Annotated in this window: 28 protein-coding genes; 18 read left to right on the forward strand and 10 right to left on the reverse strand. The window is 40.5% G+C overall.

The genetic code is table 11. The annotated features are described in order from the left end of the window. The first annotated feature begins 10 nt into the window (after positions 1–10). The 17 genes from MKY12_RS22260 (at position 11) to MKY12_RS22340 (ending at position 14,505) form a co-directional block, all read left to right on the forward strand. Positions 11–349, forward strand: a complete 339-nt coding sequence (locus MKY12_RS22260) for a hypothetical protein (RefSeq protein WP_339310847.1) — start codon at positions 11–13, stop codon at positions 347–349. Next, the gene (locus tag MKY12_RS22265; RefSeq protein ID WP_339310848.1) at positions 346–786 is read left to right on the forward strand and encodes an A24 family peptidase; all 441 of its coding nucleotides are present in this window, start codon (positions 346–348) and stop codon (positions 784–786) included. The genes MKY12_RS22260 and MKY12_RS22265 overlap by 4 nt, the downstream gene beginning before the upstream one ends. A gap of 27 nt (positions 787–813) precedes the next feature. Next, positions 814–1,563, forward strand: coding sequence for a Flp pilus assembly protein CpaB (gene cpaB, locus MKY12_RS22270; protein ID WP_339310850.1), 750 nt, complete (start codon positions 814–816; stop codon positions 1,561–1,563). Further along, positions 1,556–2,422 carry a hypothetical protein gene (locus tag MKY12_RS22275; protein ID WP_339310851.1) on the forward strand — a complete coding sequence of 289 codons (867 nt, stop codon included), beginning with the start codon at positions 1,556–1,558 and terminating at the stop codon, positions 2,420–2,422. Before cpaB ends, MKY12_RS22275 begins: the two co-directional genes overlap by 8 nt. Further along, a complete protein-coding gene (locus tag MKY12_RS22280) occupies positions 2,419–3,768 on the forward strand; it encodes a CpaF/VirB11 family protein (protein ID WP_339310853.1) in 1,350 nt (449 codons plus the stop codon). Before MKY12_RS22275 ends, MKY12_RS22280 begins: the two co-directional genes overlap by 4 nt. Then, positions 3,765–4,703 (forward strand): hypothetical protein, encoded by a 939-nt coding sequence (locus MKY12_RS22285; protein WP_339310854.1) that lies wholly within the window; start codon positions 3,765–3,767, stop codon positions 4,701–4,703. The genes MKY12_RS22280 and MKY12_RS22285 overlap by 4 nt, the downstream gene beginning before the upstream one ends. 15 nt (positions 4,704–4,718) lie before the next feature. Then, entirely contained in the window at positions 4,719–4,955 is a 237-nt protein-coding gene (locus MKY12_RS22290; protein WP_339310855.1) for a hypothetical protein, read from the forward strand. Continuing rightward, entirely contained in the window at positions 4,936–5,685 is a 750-nt protein-coding gene (locus MKY12_RS22295) for a JAB domain-containing protein (protein ID WP_339310857.1), read from the forward strand. Before MKY12_RS22290 ends, MKY12_RS22295 begins: the two co-directional genes overlap by 20 nt. 15 nt (positions 5,686–5,700) lie before the next feature. Then, on the forward strand, positions 5,701–6,576 hold the full coding sequence (locus tag MKY12_RS22300; RefSeq protein WP_339310859.1) for a secretion protein F: 876 nt from the start codon (positions 5,701–5,703) through the stop codon (positions 6,574–6,576). A 33-nt stretch (positions 6,577–6,609) separates the two neighbouring features. Beyond that, positions 6,610–7,002: a DUF4320 family protein gene (locus MKY12_RS22305; RefSeq protein WP_339310861.1), complete on the forward strand. Its 393-nt coding sequence runs from the start codon at positions 6,610–6,612 to the stop codon at positions 7,000–7,002. Next, complete coding sequence (locus MKY12_RS22310; RefSeq protein WP_339310862.1) at positions 6,999–7,538, forward strand: hypothetical protein; 540 nt, start codon at positions 6,999–7,001, stop codon at positions 7,536–7,538. The genes MKY12_RS22305 and MKY12_RS22310 overlap by 4 nt, the downstream gene beginning before the upstream one ends. 117 nt (positions 7,539–7,655) lie before the next feature. Further along, a complete protein-coding gene (locus tag MKY12_RS22315; RefSeq protein ID WP_339310864.1) occupies positions 7,656–8,222 on the forward strand; it encodes a DUF6550 family protein in 567 nt (188 codons plus the stop codon). Positions 8,223–8,284: 62 nt separating this feature from the next. After that, positions 8,285–10,033: a hypothetical protein gene (locus MKY12_RS22320; protein ID WP_339310866.1), complete on the forward strand. Its 1,749-nt coding sequence runs from the start codon at positions 8,285–8,287 to the stop codon at positions 10,031–10,033. Between the two features lie 18 nt (positions 10,034–10,051). After that, positions 10,052–10,732, forward strand: coding sequence for a hypothetical protein (locus MKY12_RS22325; protein ID WP_339310868.1), 681 nt, complete (start codon positions 10,052–10,054; stop codon positions 10,730–10,732). Between the two features lie 3 nt (positions 10,733–10,735). After that, positions 10,736–11,569 (forward strand): C39 family peptidase, encoded by an 834-nt coding sequence (locus MKY12_RS22330; RefSeq protein WP_339310870.1) that lies wholly within the window; start codon positions 10,736–10,738, stop codon positions 11,567–11,569. 5 nt (positions 11,570–11,574) lie between these two features. Further along, positions 11,575–13,389 (forward strand): hypothetical protein, encoded by a 1,815-nt coding sequence (locus tag MKY12_RS22335; RefSeq protein ID WP_339310872.1) that lies wholly within the window; start codon positions 11,575–11,577, stop codon positions 13,387–13,389. Positions 13,390–13,485: 96 nt separating this feature from the next. Next, positions 13,486–14,505 carry a hypothetical protein gene (locus MKY12_RS22340; protein WP_339310873.1) on the forward strand — a complete coding sequence of 340 codons (1,020 nt, stop codon included), beginning with the start codon at positions 13,486–13,488 and terminating at the stop codon, positions 14,503–14,505. A 147-nt stretch (positions 14,506–14,652) separates the two neighbouring features. On the opposite strand, the gene MKY12_RS22345 is transcribed toward MKY12_RS22340, so the two are convergent. Next, entirely contained in the window at positions 14,653–14,910 is a 258-nt protein-coding gene (locus tag MKY12_RS22345; protein WP_339310875.1) for a hypothetical protein, read from the reverse strand. A 101-nt stretch (positions 14,911–15,011) separates the two neighbouring features. Between MKY12_RS22345 and MKY12_RS22350 the strand changes: the two genes are divergently transcribed. Then, positions 15,012–15,206, forward strand: coding sequence for a hypothetical protein (locus MKY12_RS22350; RefSeq protein WP_339310877.1), 195 nt, complete (start codon positions 15,012–15,014; stop codon positions 15,204–15,206). A gap of 437 nt (positions 15,207–15,643) precedes the next feature. Here the strand turns inward: MKY12_RS22350 and MKY12_RS22355 are convergent, their stop codons facing one another. The 9 genes from MKY12_RS22355 to MKY12_RS22395 form a co-directional block, all read right to left on the reverse strand. Further along, positions 15,644–16,966, reverse strand: coding sequence for an IS4 family transposase (locus tag MKY12_RS22355; RefSeq protein ID WP_339310879.1), 1,323 nt, complete (start codon positions 16,964–16,966; stop codon positions 15,644–15,646). Between the two features lie 245 nt (positions 16,967–17,211). Next, positions 17,212–17,955 carry a nucleotide-binding protein gene (locus MKY12_RS22360; protein WP_339310881.1) on the reverse strand — a complete coding sequence of 248 codons (744 nt, stop codon included), beginning with the start codon at positions 17,953–17,955 and terminating at the stop codon, positions 17,212–17,214. A gap of 128 nt (positions 17,956–18,083) precedes the next feature. Next, positions 18,084–18,632 carry a hypothetical protein gene (locus MKY12_RS22365; protein ID WP_339310882.1) on the reverse strand — a complete coding sequence of 183 codons (549 nt, stop codon included), beginning with the start codon at positions 18,630–18,632 and terminating at the stop codon, positions 18,084–18,086. Positions 18,633–18,706: 74 nt separating this feature from the next. Then, positions 18,707–19,216: a hypothetical protein gene (locus MKY12_RS22370; protein WP_339310883.1), complete on the reverse strand. Its 510-nt coding sequence runs from the start codon at positions 19,214–19,216 to the stop codon at positions 18,707–18,709. Next, positions 19,209–20,171, reverse strand: coding sequence for a hypothetical protein (locus tag MKY12_RS22375; protein ID WP_339310885.1), 963 nt, complete (start codon positions 20,169–20,171; stop codon positions 19,209–19,211). The genes MKY12_RS22370 and MKY12_RS22375 overlap by 8 nt, the downstream gene beginning before the upstream one ends. Before the next feature lie 34 nt (positions 20,172–20,205). Continuing rightward, complete coding sequence (locus MKY12_RS22380; protein ID WP_339310887.1) at positions 20,206–22,131, reverse strand: DUF3732 domain-containing protein; 1,926 nt, start codon at positions 22,129–22,131, stop codon at positions 20,206–20,208. After that, on the reverse strand, positions 22,128–22,625 hold the full coding sequence (locus MKY12_RS22385) for a three component ABC system middle component (protein ID WP_339310889.1): 498 nt from the start codon (positions 22,623–22,625) through the stop codon (positions 22,128–22,130). The genes MKY12_RS22380 and MKY12_RS22385 overlap by 4 nt, the downstream gene beginning before the upstream one ends. Continuing rightward, complete coding sequence (locus MKY12_RS22390; RefSeq protein WP_339310891.1) at positions 22,607–23,737, reverse strand: ABC-three component system protein; 1,131 nt, start codon at positions 23,735–23,737, stop codon at positions 22,607–22,609. The genes MKY12_RS22385 and MKY12_RS22390 overlap by 19 nt, the downstream gene beginning before the upstream one ends. A gap of 454 nt (positions 23,738–24,191) precedes the next feature. Then, entirely contained in the window at positions 24,192–24,953 is a 762-nt protein-coding gene (locus tag MKY12_RS22395; RefSeq protein ID WP_339310892.1) for a transposase, read from the reverse strand. Positions 24,954–25,015 lie beyond the last annotated feature (62 nt).

Here is a 25,015-nt window from a genome sequence, read left to right on the forward strand (position 1 = left end):
GAGGCATGAGATGACTCAAGAATCGCAAACGTTGTATATTCCGATGGGTGTGAAACCGGAAGCCGAGTGGTTTCCCGGTTTTGGCAAACAGCAATTAGGTCAGACTTTTATCGGTTCACTGCTCACTGTACTTCTGGCGTTACTTCTTTGGCTGATCAATGGCAGTGTGCCGATGGCCTTAGTTACTTTCTTAACCGGTGTTTCCGCCTCAGTGATGATGACCACGAAAGACCGAAATAATTTGTCTGTTCTCGATCAAGTACGCTTCATGGTTCGCTTTGCCAAAAGCCAAAAGGTATACCCCTACAGAACTCTACCTGAATGGCCGTGGCAGGAGGAGCAACTTTGAGTCTGTCCCTAAATATCATCCTTCTGAAAGGTTTACTTCTTACCTTGCTCCTGACTTATGCCAGCATTCAGGATGTGAAAACTCGCCAGATCCCTGATTCTCTTTCCGTAGTTATTACCACTCTAGGATTCATACACTTCTCTCCTCTTTTCTCCTTATCCGGGATGCTCCTTACTGGCATACCGTACCTTGTTGCGGCTGTAATCTCCAAAGGCAAGCTCGGAGGCGGTGATATCAAACTTATGGCGGCCTGTGGCTTTGTACTAGGTCCTGTAGGTGGCATAATTCAAAGCATTATTGGATTAACATTTGTTCTTTTAGCTGCTGCAGGTATCAGTATCAAATCCGGTTATCAATCTGCTAAACAAACGTCTCTGCCGCTGGCTCCCTTTTTATCTGCCGGCGGTCTTTTTGCGTTTATCACGCTCCAACTCTAAACCCTTCCTCAGGAGGTCTTGTCTTTTATGCACAGATTTAAAAATCGTTCTGTATTAGGAGCAGCTTGTATTTTACTCTCTCTCATCATTTGTTTTGGTATTGCACCACTCTTAAACCGTGCAGCCAGCGATACCACTCCAATCATCCGTATTACCAAGGATGTTGCCAAAGGCTCGATAATTCAGTCTGAACAGGTAGAAACCGTTGAGGTAGGAAAGCTCCATTTGCCTGAAGCTGTTCTCAAAGCGACGGAGAGCGTCGTTGGACAATATGCGGCGGTGGATCTCAAAAGCGGCGACTATTTGCTCCCTGCCAAGTTATCTGCTGATCCACTAGATGCTTACCTCAATCGACTGGATGGGCACAAACAAGCCATGTCCGTCACAATTAAGAGCCTTGCAGCAGGCCTATCCGGGAAACTTCAACCTGGAGATATCGTAACCCTTATCGCTTCAGATTACGGAGAAATGCGTACGACTACCATGCCTCCAGAGCTGCAATATGTTGAAGTATTGGCTGTCACTGCAAGCAGCGGACTGGACGCCCAAACAGGTACTAAAGTCACCGCTGAAGACGATGAGGAAAATGAACTCCCTTCGACCCTAACCTTACTTGTCCAACCGCAGCAGGCTCAACTTTTAGCCGATCTTGAGAATAAAGCTAAGCTGCATACGTCCCTCGTGTACCGCGGCGACCCTGCTACCGCCAAAGCTTTTACCGACAAACAAGATGCTTACTTTACAGCCCAGCAAAAGAAAGGAGAGGCAAATGAGTAATAAACCGTTGATCGCTGTTTGGGGCAATCCCGGTAGCGGCAAGACCGTAACGACGATCAAGCTGGCTAAAGCCTTTGCCGCTAAAAAGAAAAATGTTCTGATTCTTTGCTGCGATGCCCTTTGCCCCTCCGCTTCCACAATCCTACCGCAAGCCGCCAAGCAACAACGCTCCCTGGGCGAACTACTTAGTCTGCCTGCGCTAACCCAAGAAGAATTACTACGGTTTGCTCTACCACTGGACGGTTCTCCTCATGTTGCTTTGATTGGTTACAAAAAAGGGGACACCGCTTTTACGTATGCGTCTTACGACAGAGAGCGAGCTGTCGATCTTCTAACGTTGGCAAGACATCTAGCAGATGTGATATTGGTTGACTGCTCCAGCTATCTGTCCGCCGATCCCCTTTCCACGGTAGCACTCGAACTGGCCGATACCGTCTATAGGCTGCATAGTTGTGAGCTGAAAAGCCTCATGTTCTATGCTTCCTATTTACCATTGTTGTCGGATTTACGGTTTCGCCGTTCATTGAATGTCTCTGTACTATCCAATGTTAAAGCAGGGCAAGACGAACGGGAATACAGTCAAGTTTTCGGAGGTATTGAGGTAACCCTTCCCTATGTGACTGAGCTTGAGCAACAAACGGCAGATGCCCGGCTGCTCGATGACCTATCTGGCAAAGAAGCAAAGACCTATCTCAGTGGTGTGGAACATTTGATTCAACTGGCTTTACCGGAAGAACACCCGCATGTAGCGAAGTCAAAAGATAAATCCTCTACAACTCCAATCCATAATTCAACAACTTTAAATCTCCTCAATTGGCTGAAATCATTCCTACCAAAACGCCGAGGTGATGGTCAATGAATCAAGCTTCTTCTCTATTTTTCTCTGCCAATCAGTCTAAGCCCTTTGCGGATGTGCTAAAGGAAGTTCAGACTTATCTTTCTGGGAAATATGCCACACTGATGAGCCGTCATCCTGAAGAACAAAAACAACAGATCATCTCCTATATGAGCCAATATTTGACCGACCAGCGGCTGCATGTGCCAGGGCTTACCTTCGATGAACTGATTGACCGACTGTATGCCGAGATGGTGGAGTATTCCTTTTTGACTAGTTATCTCTTTTCAAGAGATGTCGAAGAAATCAATATCAATAGCTACAATGACGTGAAAATCAGCTATACGGATGGACGCATACTCCCAGCTGAAGAACAGTTTTCTTCACCAGAGCATGCGGTGGATGTCATCCGGCGGCTACTGCATCAGTCTGGTATGATCCTGGATTATTCTCAGCCCATTGTCCGGGGCCATCTGGCCAACAATATTCGCATTACCGTGTTCGGTGCTCCCATTACAGATAAAGATAAAGGGATTGCTGCTTCCATACGGATCATTAACCCTCAGAAGTTAGCCCGAGAGGATTTTATTCAGAATGAAACAGCGACTGCGGAAATGCTGGACTTCCTTAGCATCTGTCTAAGGTATGGGTTATCCATGTGCGTCACTGGAGCCACCGGCAGCGGGAAAACAACCTTGATGAGCTGGCTGCTATCCACGATCCCCTTTGACAAACGTATCTTCACTATTGAGAATGATTGCCGTGAGTTTGATCTGGTCATTACCGACGAAAACGGCCGCGTTCTGAACAATGTGGTGCATACTGTGACACGCTCCAGCGAAGACCCCCGCCAGCATATCGATCAGGAAAAACTTCTGGAATTCGCCCTGACTGCAAACCCCGATATTATTTGTGTCGGAGAAATGAAATCTGCTGAAGCTTTTGCTTCTCAAGAAGCAGCTCGAACTGGTCATACTGTGATCACCACTACCCATGCGAATTCTTGTTTTGCTACCTACTACCGGATGGTGACGCTCTGTACCCAGAAATATGATATGAATGACCAGACCCTGTACAACCTGGTAACAGAAGCTTTTCCACTCATTTTGTTTGTGAAGAAACTTGAGGACAATACTCGCAGGATGATGGAAATCACAGAATGCTGCATACTCCCAGATGGTCAGCGTGTCATTCATACGCTATTCCGGTTTGCCGTCCATGCTACTTACGAAGAAGCCGGTCGTATTTGCATCGACGGCGCTTATGAGAAGGTTAGTGACATTTCCATCGGCCTACAGAAACGGTTGCTCGAAAACGGTTTGCCCTTGTCCTCATTGCAACGTTTGTTATCTGGAGGTGAAGCCTCATGACGTTTATGCTGCTGTTAGCCTCTATCGGTTTAACTGCAGGCTGCATGTTGATCCTTCAACTCACTCCTTACACATTAGCACAAGAACTCTCCGAACTACTCTCCCATTTGTCTATTCGAAATCCATCATTAGCAAAACGGATCCGTGCTGTTCAGCACCCAAAGAAACTTAAAGGCTGGCGAGCTACAGTACATGAAGCCCAAGCCATTCTAGAACAGACGGGTCATAGTCAACGGTTTGGTTTGCTTATCGCCGTTTCCCTATCCTTAGCAATTATCGGAGCTATGCTGGCAATCCTCCTGAACAACTTGTGGTTGTTACCCGTAATGGCTGGGGGTTTTGCCCTCCTCCCTTTTTGGGGTATCTTGTTCAGCTCTACCTTCTACAAGAAGCGACTGGGTAGTGAACTAGAAACGGCGCTCTCCGTCATTACCACCTCCTACCTGCGTAACGAGAACATTCTGGCAGCGATTGAAGAAAATCTCCCTTACTTGAATCCTCCCGTAGCAGATGTGTTTCAAGCATTCCTAGCTGAAACGAAACTGATTCATGCCAACCTCAGACTAGCAACTCAACAGCTTAGAGGCCGAATTAACAACACTGTTTTTCAAGAATGGTGTGATGCCCTGATTGCCTGTCAGGATGATCGAACGTTGAAATCCACACTCATGCCCATTGTCGCCAAATTATCCGATATGCGTGTTGTCTCGGCGGAGCTTGACTATTTACTCTATGAGCCGTTAAAAGAATTTCTAACCATGGCTATCCTACTCGTCGGCAATATTCCCTTACTTTATTTTCTGAATCGCGACTGGTTCCATACATTGACTACCAGCACTCCTGGGCATATCGTGCTTTCAATCTGCGCATTGGCATTGTTTGTCTCACTGGCAGCAGTGATCCGGCTTACACGTCCTCTGGAATATAAACGGTAAGAAAGGAGAATTCAAATGCACGATTCTATTCGGTTACTAGGCAATTTGATTGAGGCATCCCCGCAAGAGCAGATCATCTTACAATCCCTGATTGAGGAATACGGGTTCCATAACTTTTGGGACCGGTTCGAGGAAAAGGATCTGTCTGGCGATTTGAAAAGCAAGCTGCAGGCAGTAAAGAAGATCTTACATGCCTTGGAGCCAGTCCCATCTCCTGAAGGGAGCGAATTCGATGGGCCAAGACTCTCTTGATAAGAAAATGGTCAAGGAATATATCCAATCCCTTCATCTGTTAACGGGAATTCCACTCGATAAATTAGAGAACTATGGAAATACCAATAACCTAATGAATGCTCTGGAGCATCCCCATTCCTTGGAACTCACTTCAATGCAATTACAAAAAGTTGAGCAGCTTAATGAATTCCTCATATCTCACCGTGTTCTGCAGTGGGAAGTGGAGAATACACAGCGAAAAATCACCTCTCCAGAGCTGGCAGGAAGCTACTTCTCCGCATTTTTACATGGGCTACGGGACCGAGAACGCTTCATGGTCGCCTTCTTAGATAATGGTAACCATGTGATTGAAACACGGATTATTTCTGAAGGTGGTCTCACTGAGGCTCCTGTGTACCCCCGCAATATTTTAAAGGCTGCGTTGAATTGTGACTGCACATCCATCATTATGGCACATAACCATCCGGGCGGAAGTCTGAAGCCATCCTGGGAAGATATCGAGATGACCAAACGAATAGTTGCGATCTTCGAACCGCTTCACATTGGTATTTTGGATCACATCATTATTGGTAATGCAGGCTTTACTTCATTGACACAGATGGGGAAATTGCCGAAATCAGCTGAAGAGGCGATTAGTTATGAGGCCATCACCCTCAAAAGTCTGGAGGAAGTCGAACCGTATATTCACGCTCCTTACCCGGAGCCTGCATGGGATGGTGTAGTGCGTGAGGAAGAATGGGAGCGCTAATGGAGGTAATTGTCTATGATGTCCGGATTACTAATGTTCATTGGTTTGTTTTTCGCTGCTGGATCTTATCTCGTTATCACAGACCTGATTAAACTTCCCACACTTGCTGCCTCCAAGGCAATCATTCGGGTCGCACGAACTGGGAAGAAAAACAGTTCTACATTCGATGCTCTCATCTTTCGTATGTCTTCCTGGCTAGCTCCTAAACTTCGATTAAGCGATTACTATAAACGCAAAACTGCTGCGACCCTTCAGTCAGCTGGCATCCCACTAACCCCGCAAGCTTATGTAGCTCATTCCATTGTAAAAGCAGGTCTGATTTTTGGTGGAGGATTAGTAAGTCTTCCAATTTTACCGCTGATTTCACCACTCTTTATATTTTTAGCAATCGCTGTATTCTTCAAAAACATAAGTGCGGCAAGTGAATCCGTTCGCAAAAAAAGAGAAGACATTGAAGCTGAACTCCCCCGGTTTGTGGCCACTATCGCGCAAGAACTTAAAGCAACCAGAGACGTGCTGCGGATGCTTGAGGTCTACGCCAAAAATGCCGGGAGTAGCTTGCAGAGCGAATTATTTATCACTATAGCGGATATAAAAAGCGGCAATCAGGAGACGGCACTGCTGAGGCTCGAGACCCGTATCGGCAGCACGATGTTATCCGATATTGTACGGGGATTGCTAGCCGTATTGCGCGGGGATCAGGGAGTCGTCTATTTTGAAATGCTCGCACATGACTTCAAATTGGTAGAGATTCAGCGTCTCAAGCTTATTGCAATGAAACGTCCAGGCAAAGTACGCAAGTATTCATTCTATATGCTCGGTTGCTTTATGCTGATGTACATTGTCATTTTGGGCATGGAGATCATGCGGGCGATGGGCAAGTTATTCTGATGCATACCATCCAGAAGGAAGGAGGAATGCTTGGTGTCCATCCTCCGAAGTAAGCGAGGAGAAGGTTACGTCGATGTGGTGGTGCTAGTATTGGCCGCTATGTTGTGCGTAGCTTTGGCGATTAAAGTGTTTCCGGTCTTTGTTGTAAAACATCAATTGGATACTTTCGCTGCGGAACTGGTACGAGAAGCTGAGATATCCGGCAGAGTTGGCAATGAGACTACAGAGCGTGCTAGTGAATTACAAACTCAAACTGGCCTATATCCTTCAATTTCGTGGAGTAGTACCCGAGAAATTCACATTAACGAAGAAGTAACTGTAACCTTGAAAACCACTGTTAATATCGGACTATTTGGAGAGTTCGGCTCCTTCCCCATTGAACTCACCGCTAGAGCTCAAGGAAAGTCTGAGGTGTATTGGAAATGAAGTGGCTGACTAACAAATCCGGAAATGGCTTTCCGTTAGTTGTTGCCATTGTGTTGGCAATACTGATGTTTTCCTGTGTAATTTTTGAATATATGCGACTAACAATTATCGCCAGTGGTGTACGAGATGCCGTGCAAAGCTCCATTATTGCCGTGGCGGCTGAAAACTACAGTAATGTATACAGCAGCCTGCGGCAAAGTTACTCCGGCGGTTATTTACGGTCCGGAAACGAATGGCAGGAGCAGGTCTCCACAGGACATATCTATCCTCGGCTACAAGAGAATTTGGGACTGGCCCAACAAGGGACAAGATATACTAAACTGATTGGAGATGAGGTGGAATATAGTTTATCCGGTTTAGTAGTAACTCTTATCAATGCACCGTTCGCTCCTTCTTCTCCGAACACCATAGAGCAATTCACAGCTGAAGCAGTAATACAGCTAGAGGTGCCACTTTCCTTTGGCTGGGGTCATCTACCTTCTATGAAGGCAGAATTACATGTTAAAGCAGTATATATGCCTCGGTTCAGCTCATAAACGCATAAAAAATTATTATGTAAGCTGATTTCATTGGATTTTACAGAATTATACAGTAAAATAGAAGAACGGTATCCTCTTGTAAGAACACAAATATGTTATAAGGAGTCGAGAACGATGAAGCGAAAGATATGGGCTTTTGCCGGAGGTATTGTGATTATCGGACTTATTGTCACTTGGGCGGCATGGCCACATCAAGACAGTAGTCAGATACCTGATTCAACAAATACTATGACTGCAGTAGATCCTTCTAAGATCAATGTTTCTGAAATAGAGCCAAGCCCTACTTATTCCCCTCAGAGTCCAAGTCCATCCCCTATCTCTATTGCCGAAATCACCCCTCAGCCTACTATATCTGAAACTCCTATACTTAAGCCGGAAAAGGAAAAGAAGAATGTTGTAGTACCTATTACCCAACCTGCAAAAACACCAAAACCTACCCAGCCACCTAAGCCCAAAGTTAAGGCATCTACAAAACCACAATCTCCTGCTTATACTCCAGCTTATGAGGAAAAGACAACTCAGCCTAATAAACAAAAAGATGAACCAAAGGCTGGAGCTAAAAATAATGATGGGAAGGTTTACGTTCCTGGCTTTGGATGGGTTGAGGATCAGGGTGACAATAAGGGAAACACCAGTGAATCAGATGGCGATTGGAACAAACAAGTAGGGTCAATGGACTAGTCCAATTTAATCCATGTTAAAGAAGAGTACAGGCGATAATCCTGTACTCTTTTATTTTGGAGGTGAATACTTTGAAACGGTTTCTATTATTTCTTCTTTCTTCAATACTTGCGCTTTCCCTTTTTCAGCTTACTTCTTTTGCTGATGGCACTGGTGATGGAAATATTGATAATGGCGGAGGCGGCATGGGGTCAGGAACGTCCCAAAATAAGTGGGTACCTGGCTACGATGGGGTTAGAGTGACAGTTATTCGTGCATCAGATGAAACGCCAATATCTACTCCTGTGGATTATACAAATAAAAAACCTTCATCGAGCTTAATTCATTTTGGAAAAGTCAGTAAAATGCAATATCGCAATGGAACTAACCTTAGCGTTCGGGTTGGGGGATATGTTTACCAAATACCCGCATTGCCAATGCCTCAGATCATCAGCTCAGGTGGAAGCATAACGAATATCGAGGTTATTAAAAAGTATTTCTGCTCTGAAGGGGCAATAAAAATGATTTCAAATGATACTGGGATAGACTATGCCCTCTTAACGGGTGGCAACTATAAGCTCCTCTTAGAGCCGATAGCCTATTTTACATTTGAAGGTGGCTTTATGGGAATGACAGCTCATGAAGCCGCTTTGTACGATCAAATTCTAAACGGTGGCCTACGTTCCAAAATGGTTAGCCTTAGCCATCAGAATTTACCACTCTCAATGTTCTTAGAGACCTCCGATCTTGGGTTCCCCGCTTGGAATGGTTCTACCAGCAGTCGTGTCAGTAATGATCAAATAATTACTTTCCTTGGTTTGGGCATCGTTCGCTTTAATAACGCCCCTACTATCCCTTCCCCCAGTCAGACGAGCTACCAATACCGAACAGATACCGATGTGATTACCTCCGTACATCTTTTCACCTCTGCTGAAATCACACCTGATAATCCTGCACGCGTTACGTTTGCGATTATGGGCAGCACTTACACAGTGACGAATATCGTCATTCCGGAAGGCGACAGTCAATTGGTTTGGATAAAATGGCACACACCTAGCTCACCACAATCAATCTCTATTCAGGTGCGCTCAACAAACGGATCTCTTAATGTTTCTTCTATAACAGCTTCTATTGTCGATCTAAACCAGAATCCCCCGCCCAATCCTACTGCCACAGATCGTAACGACTCATTTCAACTCCCTACAGTTCCTAACTATCCATCAATAACTACTGCCTCCTGGGGAATCTGGTCGGCTAGTTGGCATGAATACTGGGTCTGGATTTCTAACTGGCAATGGCACAGTACCGGAAAGGACACCGGCTACTGGATAGATTATGGATATTGGAAAGATAAAGGGTGGTGGGATTATATCTGGACTAGCTATTTCGCTTCCCTATCTGCCAACCAAGCAGTCGTACCTGATACTAAATCACCTGCTCTTGCCTCCAATAGGATGAAATCAGGATATGGCATTGAGATAACCAGCAACGGCACTACCTCTTCTAATGCTCCTAGTAGTCACATCACCGGTGCCCAGCACGCCGTCACCTATTTTCCGGAGTTTTCTTATCAAACCTACTGGCGGCTTCATGACCTCAAATCAGGTGGAGTGAACGCCAGCTTTTGGTTGAAGACCAATGAATACTCATCCTACCAAAGTCGAGTTCACTTTACGCCGGTTTGGTTCCCTGACGGTCCCTATATTCCAATTACACGCCTTCTGGATGCCTGGACGCCTGCAGGCATGCTAACCCTTCAATTACAGGGAACGATTACGATCTCCGGGAACCTATTCTCTGATTGGCATATTGCACCGAAAAAAACAAAATAGAAAGTTGGTGCTGCTTTTATGCTGCTGCCCATCATTGTGCTGCTCCTCTGCCTTCTTGGCGGAGGAGTTGTTTTATTACGCCTCATGAAAAGTAAATCAAAATCTAATATCACTACTGATCTTGCCATGCAAACAGCACAAGAATTCGTCCAAGTACAAGACATTCATGGGAACTTCCTTCATACACAAGACGGTTGGCTAATGAGCTATGTACGGATCTTCCCGATTAGCCTGGATTTATTGAGTACCTCTGAAAAGCGGATGCTTATTAGCAAGCTAACAGCCGAACTATCCTCTTTTAACTATCCATTTAAGTTTCTTGCGGTAAGCCGCCCTGTAGATATTTCCCCTCTAATTTCAGAACTCAGTGCCTTACTCTCTACCGCAGACCCTAAGCAGAAAGAACTGCTCCGGCAAGAAATGCTGGAGATGAACACGCTCACTCTCTCAGGTGAAGTAGTTGAGCGACAATTCTATTTAATCCTCTGGCAGCGACAAAATGACGGGACTGAACGGGACCTCTTGGACAAAGCTAAACGGCTTGCCCAGCATTTTGAAGATGGCCAAGTGCAGACCCAACTTTTAAAACAACAAGACATCGTTCAGTTATGCAACCTAGTTAACAATCCCTCCTACACCCACCTCGAAACGACAGAACCTGAAAATGTGATTCCTTTTCTTGCGAAGTGGGAGGTGTAGAATTTGGATCCCTTCACCGTGAAATTACTTTCCAAAATATCCCTGAAAATCGCTTCCGACGAACAAGCTCGTAAACGAATGCTGATACTGATTTTAGCTCCGGCAGCCACCTTGTTAGTTCTCATCGCTATGGTTCTACAACTGCTTACCTCCCCCTTAGAGTCACTCAAAATATGGCTCTCGGCGGATGAAACTCCCATTGTAAATGAAATGCGTACCGATTATGGCTTCACCCAAATTCTACAAAATACCGACGAAGGATACGTGGAAAGTCAGGGACAGCAATATGAGGGAGTAACGTTTAAGGATGGAAGTCGTGAAGTTGTCTACTACAACCAAATGGACTCCCGTTGGGCAGATAAACCCTATGGTCCCAGGGACACCATTGGAGTATCCGGTTGTGGTCCAACCTCCTTATCAATTGTCGTTTCGACCCTCACTAGTAAAAGGATCGATCCAGTCACTATGGCTAATTGGGCATATAACAATGGTTATTTGGCAGAAGGAACCGGTAGCTACCATAGCTTAATTCCTGATGGTGCTCAGCATTTCGGTTTAAATGTTCAAGGTGCTGCTCAAAAAGACCAGCAAACCATCATTAATGCCTTATCTAGTGGAAAACTGGTTGTTGCCATTATGGGTAAAGGTCACTTCACTTCTTCAGGGCATTTCATGGTCCTTCGAGGTGTCACCTCTGAAGGCAAGATTCTTGTCGCCGATCCAGCCAGTCGAAAGCGAAGTGAGCAAGAATGGGATTTCTCCATTATTTTGAACGAAGCCCGAAAGAATGCAGCAGCAGGTGGCCCCTTCTGGATCATAAGCGGAAAGGAGAACTGATATTTTTGAAACCCACATCTCCATCTTTATCTGTGAATCCTTCGCTTCTAAACGCAATCACTCCTATGGGCCTGGAGTTTTCTCGTAACGGCCTTGTGATTGGTGAACAAACAGCTAAAATGTATGGCGTCATTCAGTATCCTCCCAAAGCCGATGTCGGTTGGCTCTCCACTCTAACCAATATGCCATCTACCATGATATCCATTGGTTTTCAACCTATAGATAATAGCGCCTTAATCTCAGCAATATCCAAATCCATTACACAAAATCGCAGCATGGCCGACAGCGCTAAAGACCCTCTCACCCGTCAACGAGCAGACAAGGCGGCTACGGACGGTGAGAATATTATGATGCAGATTGACCAAAACGGTGAAACGGTTGGCCTTATGAATGTAATGGTCATGACATTTGCAGAAGATGACAAGCAGTTCACCCGCGCATGTAGACGTGTTGAAAATACCTTCAGTATGATGCGCTGCAAAATTCGCAACCTGGCCCATCTTCAAAAAGAGGGCTTTCGTCACCTATCCCCCATGTACCCGGCACAAGATCAAATTGGAGATATACTTAACAAAATCATGCCAATGAGTACCTTCGTTGGAGGTTTCCCCTTTGCAAGCTCTGGATTCAACGACGGCACGGGCTATTACTTTGCCAAGGATGCTAGCGGCGGATTGGTTATCGTCGATACATGGAAACGCGGCGGCGACCGAACCAATTCAAACATCGTCATTATGGGCGTGGCCGGCGTAGGTAAATCTACAGCTGTAAAACATGTGGCACTAAGTGAATACATGAAGGGTACCAAGATTATTTTTATTGATCCAGAATCGGAATATAAAGAGCTTTGCCAAAGGCTTAACGGCGACTGGATTAACGCCGGCGGTGGATCAAATGGTAGAATCAATCCTCTTCAAATTCGTCCAGCTCCTCGAGATGACGAAGATGAGCAATTCCCGCTTTATAAAGATGAAGGTCACGGTATGTCCGACATGGCGCTCCATCTGAAGAATCTAGAAATCTTCTTTAACCTCTACATCCCTGACCTGACCATGATGCAAAAAGCTGTCCTTAAGCAATGTTTGATTGAGTTGTATAATCAGTTTGTAATTACGTGGACCACAGATATTACGAAACTAGCCAGCACCGATTTCCCTTCTTTTTCTGACCTCTACGCTCTGATTCATGACAAGGAAAAGAAGCTTGGAGATGAAGTTTATAAAGAGTTGTCCCTACTGTTGCATGATATTGCACATGGTGGGGACTCTTTTTTATGGAATGGTCACAGCACTATCCAAACCCATAGCCGCTGCATTTGCTTGGACACCCATACTCTTCAGAATACTTCTGAGAATATCAAGAGAACCCAATACTTTAACCTCTTATCTTGGTGTTGGGAGCAAATGTCTCAGGACCGGACAGAGCGCGTGCTGCTGATCTGTGATGAGTGTTATTTGATGATCGACCCTAACGTCCCTCAGAGCCTAGTATTCTTAAGAAATGTAGAGAAACGTGCTCGCAAATATGAAGCCGGCCTTGCGATTATCTCTCATAGTGTTGTCGACTTTCTAGCACCTGAAGTCAAGATGTATGGGCAAGCGCTTTTGGATATTCCTTGTATCAAAATACTGATGGGGACAGACGGGAAGAACCTTCAAGAAACACGAGAGCTTTATAACCTAACAGACGCAGAGGAAGAACTTCTGGCCAGCAAGAAGCGGGAACATGCTTTATTGATGATTGGATCTAAAAGGTTGCATGTCCACTTTGATATCCCGGAATATAAGTTTTCTTATATGGGAACTGCAGGAGGACGATGAGCGTGGACAAAAAGAAACAGCTCATAGAGCTTTTCTTCTACATGGGTTTGGTGGTAATAGGGATCATTTTGTTATTCATGAAGGAAGGGTAAAATCATGATTCTATATCTGACGAGTAGTAATAAAGTAAATCTGCTTGATTTTATTGAGAACGAATTGGAATTGCCGGTAAAAAAACTGATCGGGTCATTTTCGCTCAATTCCTTCGTGGTCAAAGATATGCAATTTTATAGCCATGTTCGCTATTTAGCTATTGAGCGTGGAGCGATAAAAGAGACTGATGGAGAAATGTTACAAGCACTTTTATCTTTTCAGATGATGTATGAAATTAGGATCATTATGATTGTGGAAGGACTGCGAGAAAGCAGTCCTTTTCTACAAGAACTGATACAGGCAAACATTCAAAACATTGTTATAGCCACAGATATAGAAAAAATTAAAGATGAGATCCGGACGTGTTTTTCACAAGAGGGGATGCTGCGGGGTAAACCTAATGAAGAAACTGTCACACTTGAGGAAATGCCTCAAATTTCATCTGCGGAGGAATTACCACAATACCGTTTTAATTGCACTAATGTCACTATTGCTATCGGTGGATGTGATCGGCGTATGGGTGTAACCACCACAGCATTTAACCTGGTATGTTGGATTAACGGTCATGGGGGAGAAGCTTGTTATATTGAATCAAATACCAATAATCACTTAGCTCATATCATTCAGTTATTTAAACCAGAGCAAAGTGGATATGCTTATGTAATGAAAGATTCTGATTTTTATTTTACAAAGGAGGTAAATCAGGATTATAACTTTATCGTGTTTGATTGTGGTATGTTAAGAGAAAACAAGCTTCAAGACTCTTTTGTGAACTCACACATTCGGTTACTCTGCAGCTCGGTAATGCCTTACGAACTAGCAGGATTTTATCGTACTATGGCACGATGTAAAGGCATCTCTGTTCAAGCATTAGGCTTGTTTGTACCGGATAATATTAAACCCTATCTATCAATGAACATTAGCAAGGATATCCTTTATTGTAATACGTCCCGTGATCTATTTGATTCAAAGACTAATGGCGAAGTATTTAGTAAATTACTAAATAAATATATCCAACATTGAATGTAAAAAAATATATTCCAAGAGGAAACAGCAAAATCTATATCAAATAAATATATATAAAGAACTGTAATTATTGAAGAGCTGTCTGAAGATGACAGCCCTTCTCTTCATTTAAAAATTACACAATAAAATTTGAAACCATCTTTATTATTTAACAATCTTCTTTTGTAGACTTGAAATCACCATGCAACCTCCAATTGTCTCTAATAATAAAAAATCAAGTGAAATTCCTTTAGCATTTATAATTCTATTCCAACCCATCTGCACAAACTGATTCAACCCAAGTTTAAAAGTTTCTGTCTTTGCTTGTATCAAACCTGGATATTGTATCCTGCACTCAGACAAGCAAAAAACATAAATACCAATAATATTAAAACGTTGAAAAATCACTCTCTTGTCTAACATAAATATTCTCTATTATATTATTTACCTATCTCTTAATTTATCAGATTATTTACCGAAATAGTTAATAAGGATCATCTTTCTAGAAAATGAGGAATGTATTTATGCTAAAAGACCTTAAAACTGCAATTGCAAAGAACCAAACATTAAGTATCCAAACAAAAGATGGAAATATTTTAATGGGGATACCAAAGAAGACAGGAATGAGTGCTGTGGTAAAAATAACCAATGAGGAAGGCGTAGTATACGTTCCTATAGCAGATATACAGCACGTTACGAGGATAATTAAATTCCCTTGATGCCCCCCTGTCACCCCCGCTTACTACAGGGCGATTATGGGATCAAATACTCACCACATATGTCATTGAATGATACAAAAACGGATATCTGACAAACAATAATTCACTTAACCACAAAATTTACAAAATAATCGATATCCATTAGAACCTCATATACAGCTGCACGAATTATTTAATATAAATTACTACTCTACGTTAGGAAAAACACACCACAGATAGTTATCCATACATAAAGTTATGTCCTAAAAACAAAATGGGAACCTCAAGGTCAATGTCATTAAGATAAGCTCAAAGATAAGATAGGGAATAAAACTGGAATCCAAAGCGGCATGGGGAAAAGCCCTGTGCCGTTTGTTTTTTTGTGCAAGCTAGGAAAACGCGCAAAGCAAACAAAGCGGATGGAATATCCGCTTAAAAAAATGTTCATGTGAACCGAATTATGCTACTCTGTAAACGAAGCTAACGACGGATTTGTAACGGATTTTGCGTGTATTCTTTTGCCCTGGGCGAATGGGTCGAATCGGCAAAATGTTTTTGCGAATCAGTGCTTCAACATCAGGCGGAGGTCTATCGTCCCTTGAGCGCAGAAAATGCCTACACACGTGAACGGCAACCGTGAAGTTGACTTGGTAGAGGTGCCGTTTATCTTTTTGTGAAATGACTACGTGCGAGGTAATCATTTCAGCAAAATTGTATAGGATCATTCTTGCGAATATCTCTTGGGTGATGGACTCTTGTTTCTTTGCGTGAAAATTTGTCAGTCCGACCGTATATTTTAATGCCCGGAAAGAGGTTTCAATGCCCCATCGCATGCTGTAAATGGATTGGATTTCATCGGGCGGAAAATCAACAGCAGAAAGATTGGTAATGACGGTTTCGTAAGCGCCACTAGGCAGGCTGAAACGAACAACCCGAAAGGAAATCGGATAAAACAAGTTCTCCTGCAAATCCAGAAAATCAAAGGTGGAAGAGGCGGGGACGAATTTGTAGATCTCGGGATGAGCCTTGATCTTTTTCGTTTGTTTTTTGGTGAGTGTTAGATGAATGTCCTGATCAAACTCTCCGCCTGCGGGCAATCTTAGGCTCGAAAGAATACCACTCGAATCCAAATCCTTTACCCGTATGACATAGTTCCATCCTTTACGTTCAAGATGTGCAAAATTGTTATAGCTTTCATACCCTCGATCCCCGATAGCCAGGGTTTTCCCTTGGATGGGAGAACGATCCACCATCGTAGCCAGAGCCCTTCCTTCGTTACACAACCTTCGTGGCTGAACGATGGCATCCACGTACATTCTGTTGCATAAGTCATAGGCTGCATTCAAATACAGAAGGTTATAGCCTTTCGTATTCGGTTGACTTTGAAAATAGCTGTCCGTGTCCGTAGGATCCGTTGCGATATGTAAATCCGAACCGTCAATAGCGAGTAATCTATAGCCTCGATAGTCCTTGATTTCCGAATAGGACTCTGTAAATTTGTGAAACAAGAACTCGACGGCGGACGGCAGGATTTTATTCCTTTGCTGAACAAAAGCAGAAGTGGTTGCAGTGTTGATATCATAGCCCTGCGATTCTAAGATTTCCTTGTATAGGCTGTTTCCTCCCATGGAAATTAGGAGTTGCATGACCGTTTCAAAGGGTAGCTTTTTCTTTCGAGTAAAATCTTTTTCAGGGTTTTTGACAAAGGGTGTGGGCGCGGCTGACATTTCTCGGATGAGGGATGTCAGCGTTTCTTTTAGCGAATTCGCGTACTCATTCATTGGCGTAACCTCCTCGTTTTTCAAGGGGCTTCGCCACACATTTTCAACCGATTGTCAAGTCTTATTGGTATTTCGTGCAAAAAAAAGAGCGGGCTATCTTTTCGATAACCTGCTCCTTTTTTTGATTTTCTGGTCCTGCGCTTTAACTTAATGACATTGACCTCAAGGTCCCCATTTTTCTGAGAGAGGTTCAAAAAGATCCTCCTTTTACTTCCAAAAGCAATAGGTATAGGTAATCGCTTACCTCAGTACTTCTCTTTGAATTTAATTCCAGCAGCACTCATTTCTCTGTATATTTCTGATTTCACTTCATCTAATTTATTCTCAAATCTAGTATAAACAACGCCTTGTATATCTGATGGTATTTCTACATCTGATTTCATTACTATACAAACATTACTTCTTCCTAATTTCCCATAAAAATAACCAAGTTCAAAAATCACATTTTGTCTAGCTCTTAGGTTAGAGATTGATGTTCCTTCCAAACCACCAAAATCATCAGGAGTTAATAAAACAATGGCGTACAAGACATCAGCATACTTTTCGAACTTATCAATAAGCGTTGCCCCTTGATTTGCTTGAAATGAAAGTATAACAGGTTCGATTCCAATTCTATGTAGTAACAATTCTGCTTCGTTTCTAGTGTATTCATCTCTTCCGTGTACTATAAAAATCTTTTGTTTCACTTCGATGTTACTACTTGTTTCTTTGTCCGTCGTGGATTCGCTTTTATCTATTAAAACCTCTATAATTTCCATATGATCTCTCAAAGCTTCGATTCCTTTTCCATTCAGATCCACTCCACTATTTTTTAGATGATTCGGAGAATGAAAATAGAAATTTCCGATTTCGTATTCTTTCGAGTATGTATTCAAATCTTCAACAAATGGTTCTACCTGTAATAAACTTACGGTATTACTTTCACTGATAATCTTTTTAATTCTTTGAATTGTTTTTATAAGTCTTATATTATTGGCAATATTGTTCATTTTGTCCTCCCATTAAAAATATATACACAGAATTCCACTATATATTACTACGAGTCTTCATGCTAGGGAAAGTGAAGCCAAGTGTCCCTATCATTGAATAGCTACTCAACTTAAGATTCCACAATAATTTAGTATCCATTTATTTCACAAAACTTTTCTAAGGCTACTTCCTCGGCTCTCTTTTTATCTTCATCTTTGTTGTTGGCTAAAAATCCGTTACGGTACACGTAATAAAAATGATTATAATCTATTGATGAATCTGTACCTGGGTAATACCCGGTTATAAGCCGTGGTAACCCAATCTCCGATTCATCTGCCTCATGATTAATTAAAATCATCAAACCAATTTCTGACAGTTTGTTTTCTAAATAGACTAAGTTTCTTTCCAAAATCCCCCGATTAAAATCGAATTCCCCCTCTACTATAACGCCATCTTGAGATAATGTTTTCAATATTTCAGTCCCGCGTTCTCTAACAATTTTGTCGATTGATAGTTGTATATTAAACATATCCACTTGATGAGAACTTAGATATTCAACATCCATATCAAAATCTTCAGTTAATCGAATACAAAGTCGACTACCAGTACTAAAATCTAGAATAATAGATTTTTTATTTTTGTCTATTTCTGCATTTTTAATTATTTTCCCTGCTAGTTCCTCATCAATTTTGCCCATTATATCCCTCGCCTTAGTATTTAATATCAGCTATATTTGAGAATATAATTAATTACTATCGTCAAACATTCTTCCTATATGTCATTATTTATATTCTCTTTGGTTATCTTTACCCAACTGTTTATTCCACGTTTCAAGAATTTTTTCTCAAAGAAAATATCGACATTAATGGAGTACAATGGCTTATTGTATCTTGATTCAAGAGAATCCAATTCCAAGTCTAACTCATGTAATTCTTTTTCTGAGATTATATTATAAAACATATTGAATCGTTTGCGTATTTTGTGCAATTGATTTTCATAGTCTTCTATTTTTTTAGAATAATAATCTTTTTTACGGATCATAAAATCTAATATAATCTTGAATAAACATAAAGAACTAACAATTACCGCCAAGGAAATCCGTGTGAAATTATTAATTGAGATAAAAAGCAACACTATTTGCAAAAATGAGAATATAAATATTGCTATACTAATCGCTTGAAAAAAACCTAATAAGAAAATGTATAAACTATACTTCTCATTTTTTACTCCAATTTCAATATATACTCTAACCAGTTTTTCTAGGATGAACTGTTTATTCATCGTTTTGTTCTCCTAAAAAGATTGAATATGTTTTTTCTAAAAAAAGTTTGATTCTTCCTTTTATAACATTTAAATCTTTAAAATCAATATCAGATTTCAACACACCTTCATCCTTTGATATTTTTTCAATAAAATTATACAAGCTTAAATAATAATCCTTTTTATCGCTATTTCTTTTATAAAATAACTCTGACGCTTCAAATTTAAAATCACCCGAAATATTTCTTAATGTCTCCTCAAGATATTTTAAATAGTATGGGACTAGATTAATATCAATTTTATTCCAGTCCACTGCAAATTCCTCGATCTCCTTTTTGATTTCATCCAAATCACTAAAATATAATCTCTTCACTATTAACTCTTCTTGCTGTTCATTAATGAGTTCAACTATTCCTTTTGAATGCAGAACTCGTATAACATTCCAACCTCGATGTAAATAGATCTGAAATAATTGATAATCGCCACTTTCTCCTTCGTTTTTTCTTTGAGTAAAAGAAAACCCTACTAACAATAGAGGAACTAGCGTTCCTAATATTCTTTCAAAAACCATTATGAATTGTCCTGGCCCTAATATCTTTATATCATTTGGAAATTGTAGATATATGGATGCACTAAAATATAGAAAATCAAGAATGATCCAACCATCACTTTTATATGAGTCAATATCCACCCCTTGGAGGTTTGGAAATTCTCTTATCATCTTAGCAGCTAATTCATGATCATCTTTTGGTAATGTATCAATCGAATTTTGGAAATCATACATATACACAAGAAAATAAAAAAAGGAAAAAAGAATTATCACTCCCATAGATATGAAAATGTATTTTAAAAATAAACTTTTAATTAATTTCTTTGTCTTCTTATTTCGAAGCATGTTGTTTATAATAAACAAAACAAAAGTACTCATAACCGCTATCATTAAAACAACCGCACTAAAGCTAGCACCTTCAGACACTCTTACACTCCCTCTAAATTCAATTAATTAACCCTTATATAAATTTATTATCGTCACCTCTCCAATTTTCACGAACATATGAATCAAAGTTATATCCTTCAATATCTAATCCTCCTACATGATCAGTAACAATAATTTGGGGTTTAAAACCTGCTATTTTCTCTATTAAATCTATTTCTTCTAGAAGCGTTTTATAAATTTCTTCAACTTTTTGGAAATCATGTGGCTTATCTCCTCCTATTAAATTTTTCTCAGGGAAGTAAACTTGACTTGGCTGGTCCAGAAACAAGATTGAAGGTATGGATGATTTTTTTTGTATTGCAAAAAAATGTAGGAAACAAAGAAATAAACTCACGTGACAAGCTAGCCAATTGGCTCCACTCCCCATCTCGCTCAAATAAACTCTTGACTTCGTCCCTTGTTCTAGGTGATACAAATCGAATGTCTCTAAAAGAAAATTAATATTAGCTGGTCGGAATTCTTTTTCAAAATCCAACTTTTCTATTATTCTACTCATGTTAGTATTAAAAAACGTCGTAGCTTGAGCATATGTAACTTTTAAATTGTATCCATTTATTTTTGCATTGAGATTATCGATGTCGGAGTCAGTATCGTTTGAATTTCTCAAGCTCTTAATTTGTTCTTCAATTGTATTACATTCAATATCAATGGCAGCTCTAGCATATATCACTTCATTATCTAATCTTTTTTTATCCTTTAACCGTGCAGTTACGCTCTCTATCTTAAATATCTCACTATTCAACTCTCTAATTTCTTCATTAATATTATTCTTGCGAATCATTAATTTTTGTATCTGAGCATGAAATTCAACACCATGCCCCTTTACACTTTTTATTTCTTTTTTCAACCATTGTTTTGATTCACGCAAAGATACTATTTTATCATTAATTTCGTCAACATTATGACCACATAGAGGACAAGAATAATGTTCTTGAAGATTTATTGAATGATTTAATGTAGCCTGAAGTGAGCTCAAATTTGACGAATAGCTTTCCCCGTACCCATGACTTAATTGTAAATTACTTATACTCGTTTCTACATCATATCTAAGTTGTTTACGTTCTTCTCGTTGCATTTTCAATTCATTATATCTATGTTCCATCTCTTCAGATAAATAACTTTCCCTAGTGAAATCAGGTAGTTCTCTTCTTAATTGTAATAATTTTTGTAAAGAGATGTTATCATCAAGTTTCCCACCAACCAACATATAATAGCGCTTAAAAGTATTTAACAGTCTTGCTTTAATCTTGTCAGTAGCTTGAGTATAAGATTGTTGTAACCTTTCTGTACGTTTTTTCTTTTTTAACAGCTCGTCTAACTCAAGCTTAAGATTATAGTAATGTTGATCCACCCACCCCGCAAATATAGGGAACTGTCCAATTACCTGCTCTCGTTTTATTGAATCTTCAAATCTGTAAAAAAGTGTAAATTTACTAGCAACAAGATTTTGGTGTTGGAACATATATGAAGTCATACTACGCACCGAGGGTCTAGCTTCTTTTCTCAGGGCATCAGTTTCTTCAGTTGTATCCGTAATAGTAACCCCAAATTCTCTACTCAGTTCAATTTTAGCTTGATCTAAACTTAATACATTTTCTTCCGAGAATAATTCGATAGTCAAAAACTCCGGATTTAAGTCTTCGGATGTTCTATATAAATACATTTGCTTTCTTCCTGTGTCTTCAAACCTCTTTCGCCCAATAAACAAAGAATAACTAGGAAACCTAAAGATTAGTGAATAAAATGAACTGAACTTTGTAACTTCGCCTTTAGGAATAGTAGACTTCGAACTGCCTAAACAATAATCAATAATCTCTAGAAGCGCACTTTTCCCACTCTTGGAATCACCGGTAATTACATTTAAACCCTCATTTAATTTTACATATCGCTTCTCACCATAATCATTAAAAACAATAATAGCTTTAATAAATGAATTCATACTAATGTTACCCCCAGTAGACGATAAATATTTGCTAACTCTGTTCTGGAACAAAGCAAACCTAGATAATAGGCTGCCCGACAATAATCTTTAACGTTTTGATTCAAAATACTTTTATAGTCAAATGTTTTTTTTAAAGTTATACCTTCCACATCTAATTTCATTTTCTCATCGTTTACTGCAATGATAAGAGCTTGATTGCTAATTTTCTCGAAATATAATATTCTTTCCTGTAGACCTCCTAAAGAAGTCGCTTTAACCGAATCGTCCACGAAAAGGCTTCGTAGGGAGCTCGTACTTTTAGCTGTAACCAATAAATTTCTGGAAGATCGATAAAATACTAGAGGGAGCACTAGATATATAAGATTTAAAGATGCGTTTTCTTTGTCATATCCAGTAAAAAAGGAATGTAAAAGTCGGCTTGCGAAGAAAGGATTCGTTGTAATATTCTGAATAGGATCTACGTATTTTACTTTTATTTTGTTATCTTCCATGTATATCCTCTTTCTTCAACAATTTTATGAATAATTCCCTTCTGAAAATATGGACGATTTGGATTGATTGTTCCAAAATTTGATACTGGATGTTCCATAGCTTTGTCATAGTGTCTTTTAGATTTAGTAATAATATCTGTGGAATCATTAGTATCGCATTCATCAAGTAAACTTGACTTATACTCGGACAATGAATCTTTTAAGTCCTCTTGAAAATCACCTAAGTCTAATGAAAAAATCGGATTATCCACTGACATATGAATAATGGTTTCTTGTGCTCTATAATAATTTGAGATTGCGGAACTAATCTTTGTTAAGTACTGTATTTCCTTTATCTCTTTAACAAAATTTTTACCGTGATATTCTTGAATATTTTCCGGTGATTCTGGAATATCTCTTGGTAGTGCCAAAGGCTTTGAATCCGTTTTGAATCGATCCCTTAATTCACAAGATATAGATTCAAACTCCTCGCAAGTAATACTCCATGCAGCGGAATCATGAGCAGGGATAGTCAAAATGTGCCCCATTAAATAAGTAATAAAATGATGTCTATCTTCTTTTCTAACATTTTTAAAAAATGAGTTTTTTACTAATTCCTTTTCAATTTGAGAAACATCAACCTGATTTAGATGTAGCTCTGTCTTTTCAATTATTTCAAAAATAACTTCATATTCATTCTTGAAAATTTCATTATATAGAGGTCGAAAGGTTTCCTCTGCGTCTTTTTTTATCGATCCAATTTTTATCAATGCCTCGATCTTTTCGGATCCTTTCATATTATTCCAATTTTGAAAAGAACCCTGAAGCGGATATTCTGACGTTGTGAACAAAATCAATTTCTTAAATTGTTTCATATTTTCATAATATTTAATCCAATTGCGAAGTGTTTTCCAAAAATCTATATTTCGGTCTATTAACTGATGCTTTGTTGTGTGATGCTTAATCTCCCAGTTTTTCGAATCTAGTTTTGATTCAAGAGAGATATCACCATATTTCTCTATATATAGAGTCTCCTTCTCTTGTAGTTCCAAACAGTTTTTAAGTACTATATAATAATGGTAAATATCACCCAATTTTGTTTTTGTGTCATCATTTTTTTGTGGCTTTGGCACTTACTTCACTCCCCTCCAACATAGATCATATTGTATTTTTCGACATGATATTGGAAAATACCTCTAATTACTATAAATTTCTCCTACCTATCGCAAATGTCATTTCTCCTAGATGTGGAAAACTAATTTCTTAATTAAAAGTTCTATTTACACTGAGAGTGTCAATGATTGTTCAGTGTAATCTCATAAGCATGCTTATTCAAAATCTAAAGTTTAAAGAAATGTTGAAAACAGCATTACCTAATAATAGGCAGCACAGACCATAAGACCTTGACTATCACTTTTATAAATTATTGTTATCTTTTATTTATATCCCATGTGTATATTTTATTAACAAGCCGATGTATCATAACAAAACTAAAAGAGGCTGTCCCAAAAGTAGATTTTCTACGGCGGAAGACCGTTCTCTTCATTCTTAATGCTACAAAAAGTGAGCAGAGCAGCGTTTCTCCCGTTATTGGAGGATCGCTGCTCTGCGTTTTTGGTCATTGGCGGCTTGCTTCAGCAGATTATGAGCAAGGGAAAGCCATCCGACCTCAAGCGTCACTTTCTCCATGCCGCGAAGCAGAAATCGCCGGAACCCCCGGTTGTTCTTCAGTTGTCCGAATACACTTTCCGGCTCCGTCATTCGGCGTACGGCCAAGGTGTAACCTTCTTCACTCCGTAGAATTTCGCGCGCCTGTTTCTGGTATCGCAGCCGTTCCAGGCTGACGACCACCTCCCGATTTCCTGCCGCTTTCGTACAGCGCTCCTTTAGGGGGCAGCCTTCACAGGAGCTGCTTCGGTAATGCCGTCTGCGAATGTCATAGCCACTCTCTAGGGTCTCCTTGCTTTCCCTGTGGAAATGCAGCCTGTTCCCAACTGGGCACGTCCAGTGATCCTCAGCTGTATCGTATGTCCAGTTTTCGATTTTACCAACATTCGCTTTCCAGGCTTTAGTCTTTTCCTTGTGGTAGCTGCCGTACTTCACCACCGCCTGTATCTCTTTCTTTTCCAGATAGGCGTAGTTTTCCTCGCTGCCGTAGCCTGCATCCGCAATGACTGTCTTTGGCCATTTTCCTAGGATCTGCTGGGCTTTTTCCAGATGCGGCTCTAAACAGCGGGTGTCGGTTGGTCTTTGATGTATACTGTAGGTTAAAATAAATTGGTTTTCGGTCCCGATTTGCACATTGGTTCCCGGTTTCAGTTGGCCATTTCGCATGTGATCTTCTTTCATCCGCATAAACGTTGCCTCTGGATCGGTCTTGCTAAAACTGTTCCGGTCCCCAAGCAGCTTTT

Source organism: Paenibacillus sp. FSL M7-0896 (assembly GCF_037975415.1).
GTDB lineage: Bacteria > Bacillota > Bacilli > Paenibacillales > Paenibacillaceae > Paenibacillus_AQ > Paenibacillus_AQ silagei.

Excerpts from the sequence above, each read along its gene's own strand:
- MKY12_RS22395 (WP_339310892.1), bottom strand. The coding sequence starts at position 24,953 with ATGAAAGAAGATCACATGCGAAATGGCCAACTGAAACCGGGAACCAAT.
- MKY12_RS22385 (WP_339310889.1), bottom strand. The coding sequence starts at position 22,625 with ATGGAAGATAACAAAATAAAAGTAAAATACGTAGATCCTATTCAGAAT.
- MKY12_RS22350 (WP_339310877.1), top strand. The coding sequence starts at position 15,012 with ATGCTAAAAGACCTTAAAACTGCAATTGCAAAGAACCAAACATTAAGT.
- MKY12_RS22365 (WP_339310882.1), bottom strand. The coding sequence starts at position 18,632 with ATGGGCAAAATTGATGAGGAACTAGCAGGGAAAATAATTAAAAATGCA.
- MKY12_RS22355 (WP_339310879.1), bottom strand. The coding sequence starts at position 16,966 with ATGAATGAGTACGCGAATTCGCTAAAAGAAACGCTGACATCCCTCATC.
- MKY12_RS22370 (WP_339310883.1), bottom strand. The coding sequence starts at position 19,216 with ATGAATAAACAGTTCATCCTAGAAAAACTGGTTAGAGTATATATTGAA.
- MKY12_RS22315 (WP_339310864.1), top strand. The coding sequence starts at position 7,656 with ATGAAGCGAAAGATATGGGCTTTTGCCGGAGGTATTGTGATTATCGGA.
- MKY12_RS22280 (WP_339310853.1), top strand. The coding sequence starts at position 2,419 with ATGAATCAAGCTTCTTCTCTATTTTTCTCTGCCAATCAGTCTAAGCCC.
- MKY12_RS22325 (WP_339310868.1), top strand. The coding sequence starts at position 10,052 with ATGCTGCTGCCCATCATTGTGCTGCTCCTCTGCCTTCTTGGCGGAGGA.
- MKY12_RS22380 (WP_339310887.1), bottom strand. The coding sequence starts at position 22,131 with ATGAATTCATTTATTAAAGCTATTATTGTTTTTAATGATTATGGTGAG.
- MKY12_RS22290 (WP_339310855.1), top strand. The coding sequence starts at position 4,719 with ATGCACGATTCTATTCGGTTACTAGGCAATTTGATTGAGGCATCCCCG.
- MKY12_RS22310 (WP_339310862.1), top strand. The coding sequence starts at position 6,999 with ATGAAGTGGCTGACTAACAAATCCGGAAATGGCTTTCCGTTAGTTGTT.
- MKY12_RS22295 (WP_339310857.1), top strand. The coding sequence starts at position 4,936 with ATGGGCCAAGACTCTCTTGATAAGAAAATGGTCAAGGAATATATCCAA.
- MKY12_RS22345 (WP_339310875.1), bottom strand. The coding sequence starts at position 14,910 with ATGTTAGACAAGAGAGTGATTTTTCAACGTTTTAATATTATTGGTATT.
- MKY12_RS22285 (WP_339310854.1), top strand. The coding sequence starts at position 3,765 with ATGACGTTTATGCTGCTGTTAGCCTCTATCGGTTTAACTGCAGGCTGC.
- MKY12_RS22340 (WP_339310873.1), top strand. The coding sequence starts at position 13,486 with ATGATTCTATATCTGACGAGTAGTAATAAAGTAAATCTGCTTGATTTT.
- cpaB (WP_339310850.1), top strand. The coding sequence starts at position 814 with ATGCACAGATTTAAAAATCGTTCTGTATTAGGAGCAGCTTGTATTTTA.
- MKY12_RS22275 (WP_339310851.1), top strand. The coding sequence starts at position 1,556 with ATGAGTAATAAACCGTTGATCGCTGTTTGGGGCAATCCCGGTAGCGGC.
- MKY12_RS22360 (WP_339310881.1), bottom strand. The coding sequence starts at position 17,955 with ATGAACAATATTGCCAATAATATAAGACTTATAAAAACAATTCAAAGA.
- MKY12_RS22260 (WP_339310847.1), top strand. The coding sequence starts at position 11 with ATGACTCAAGAATCGCAAACGTTGTATATTCCGATGGGTGTGAAACCG.
- MKY12_RS22300 (WP_339310859.1), top strand. The coding sequence starts at position 5,701 with ATGATGTCCGGATTACTAATGTTCATTGGTTTGTTTTTCGCTGCTGGA.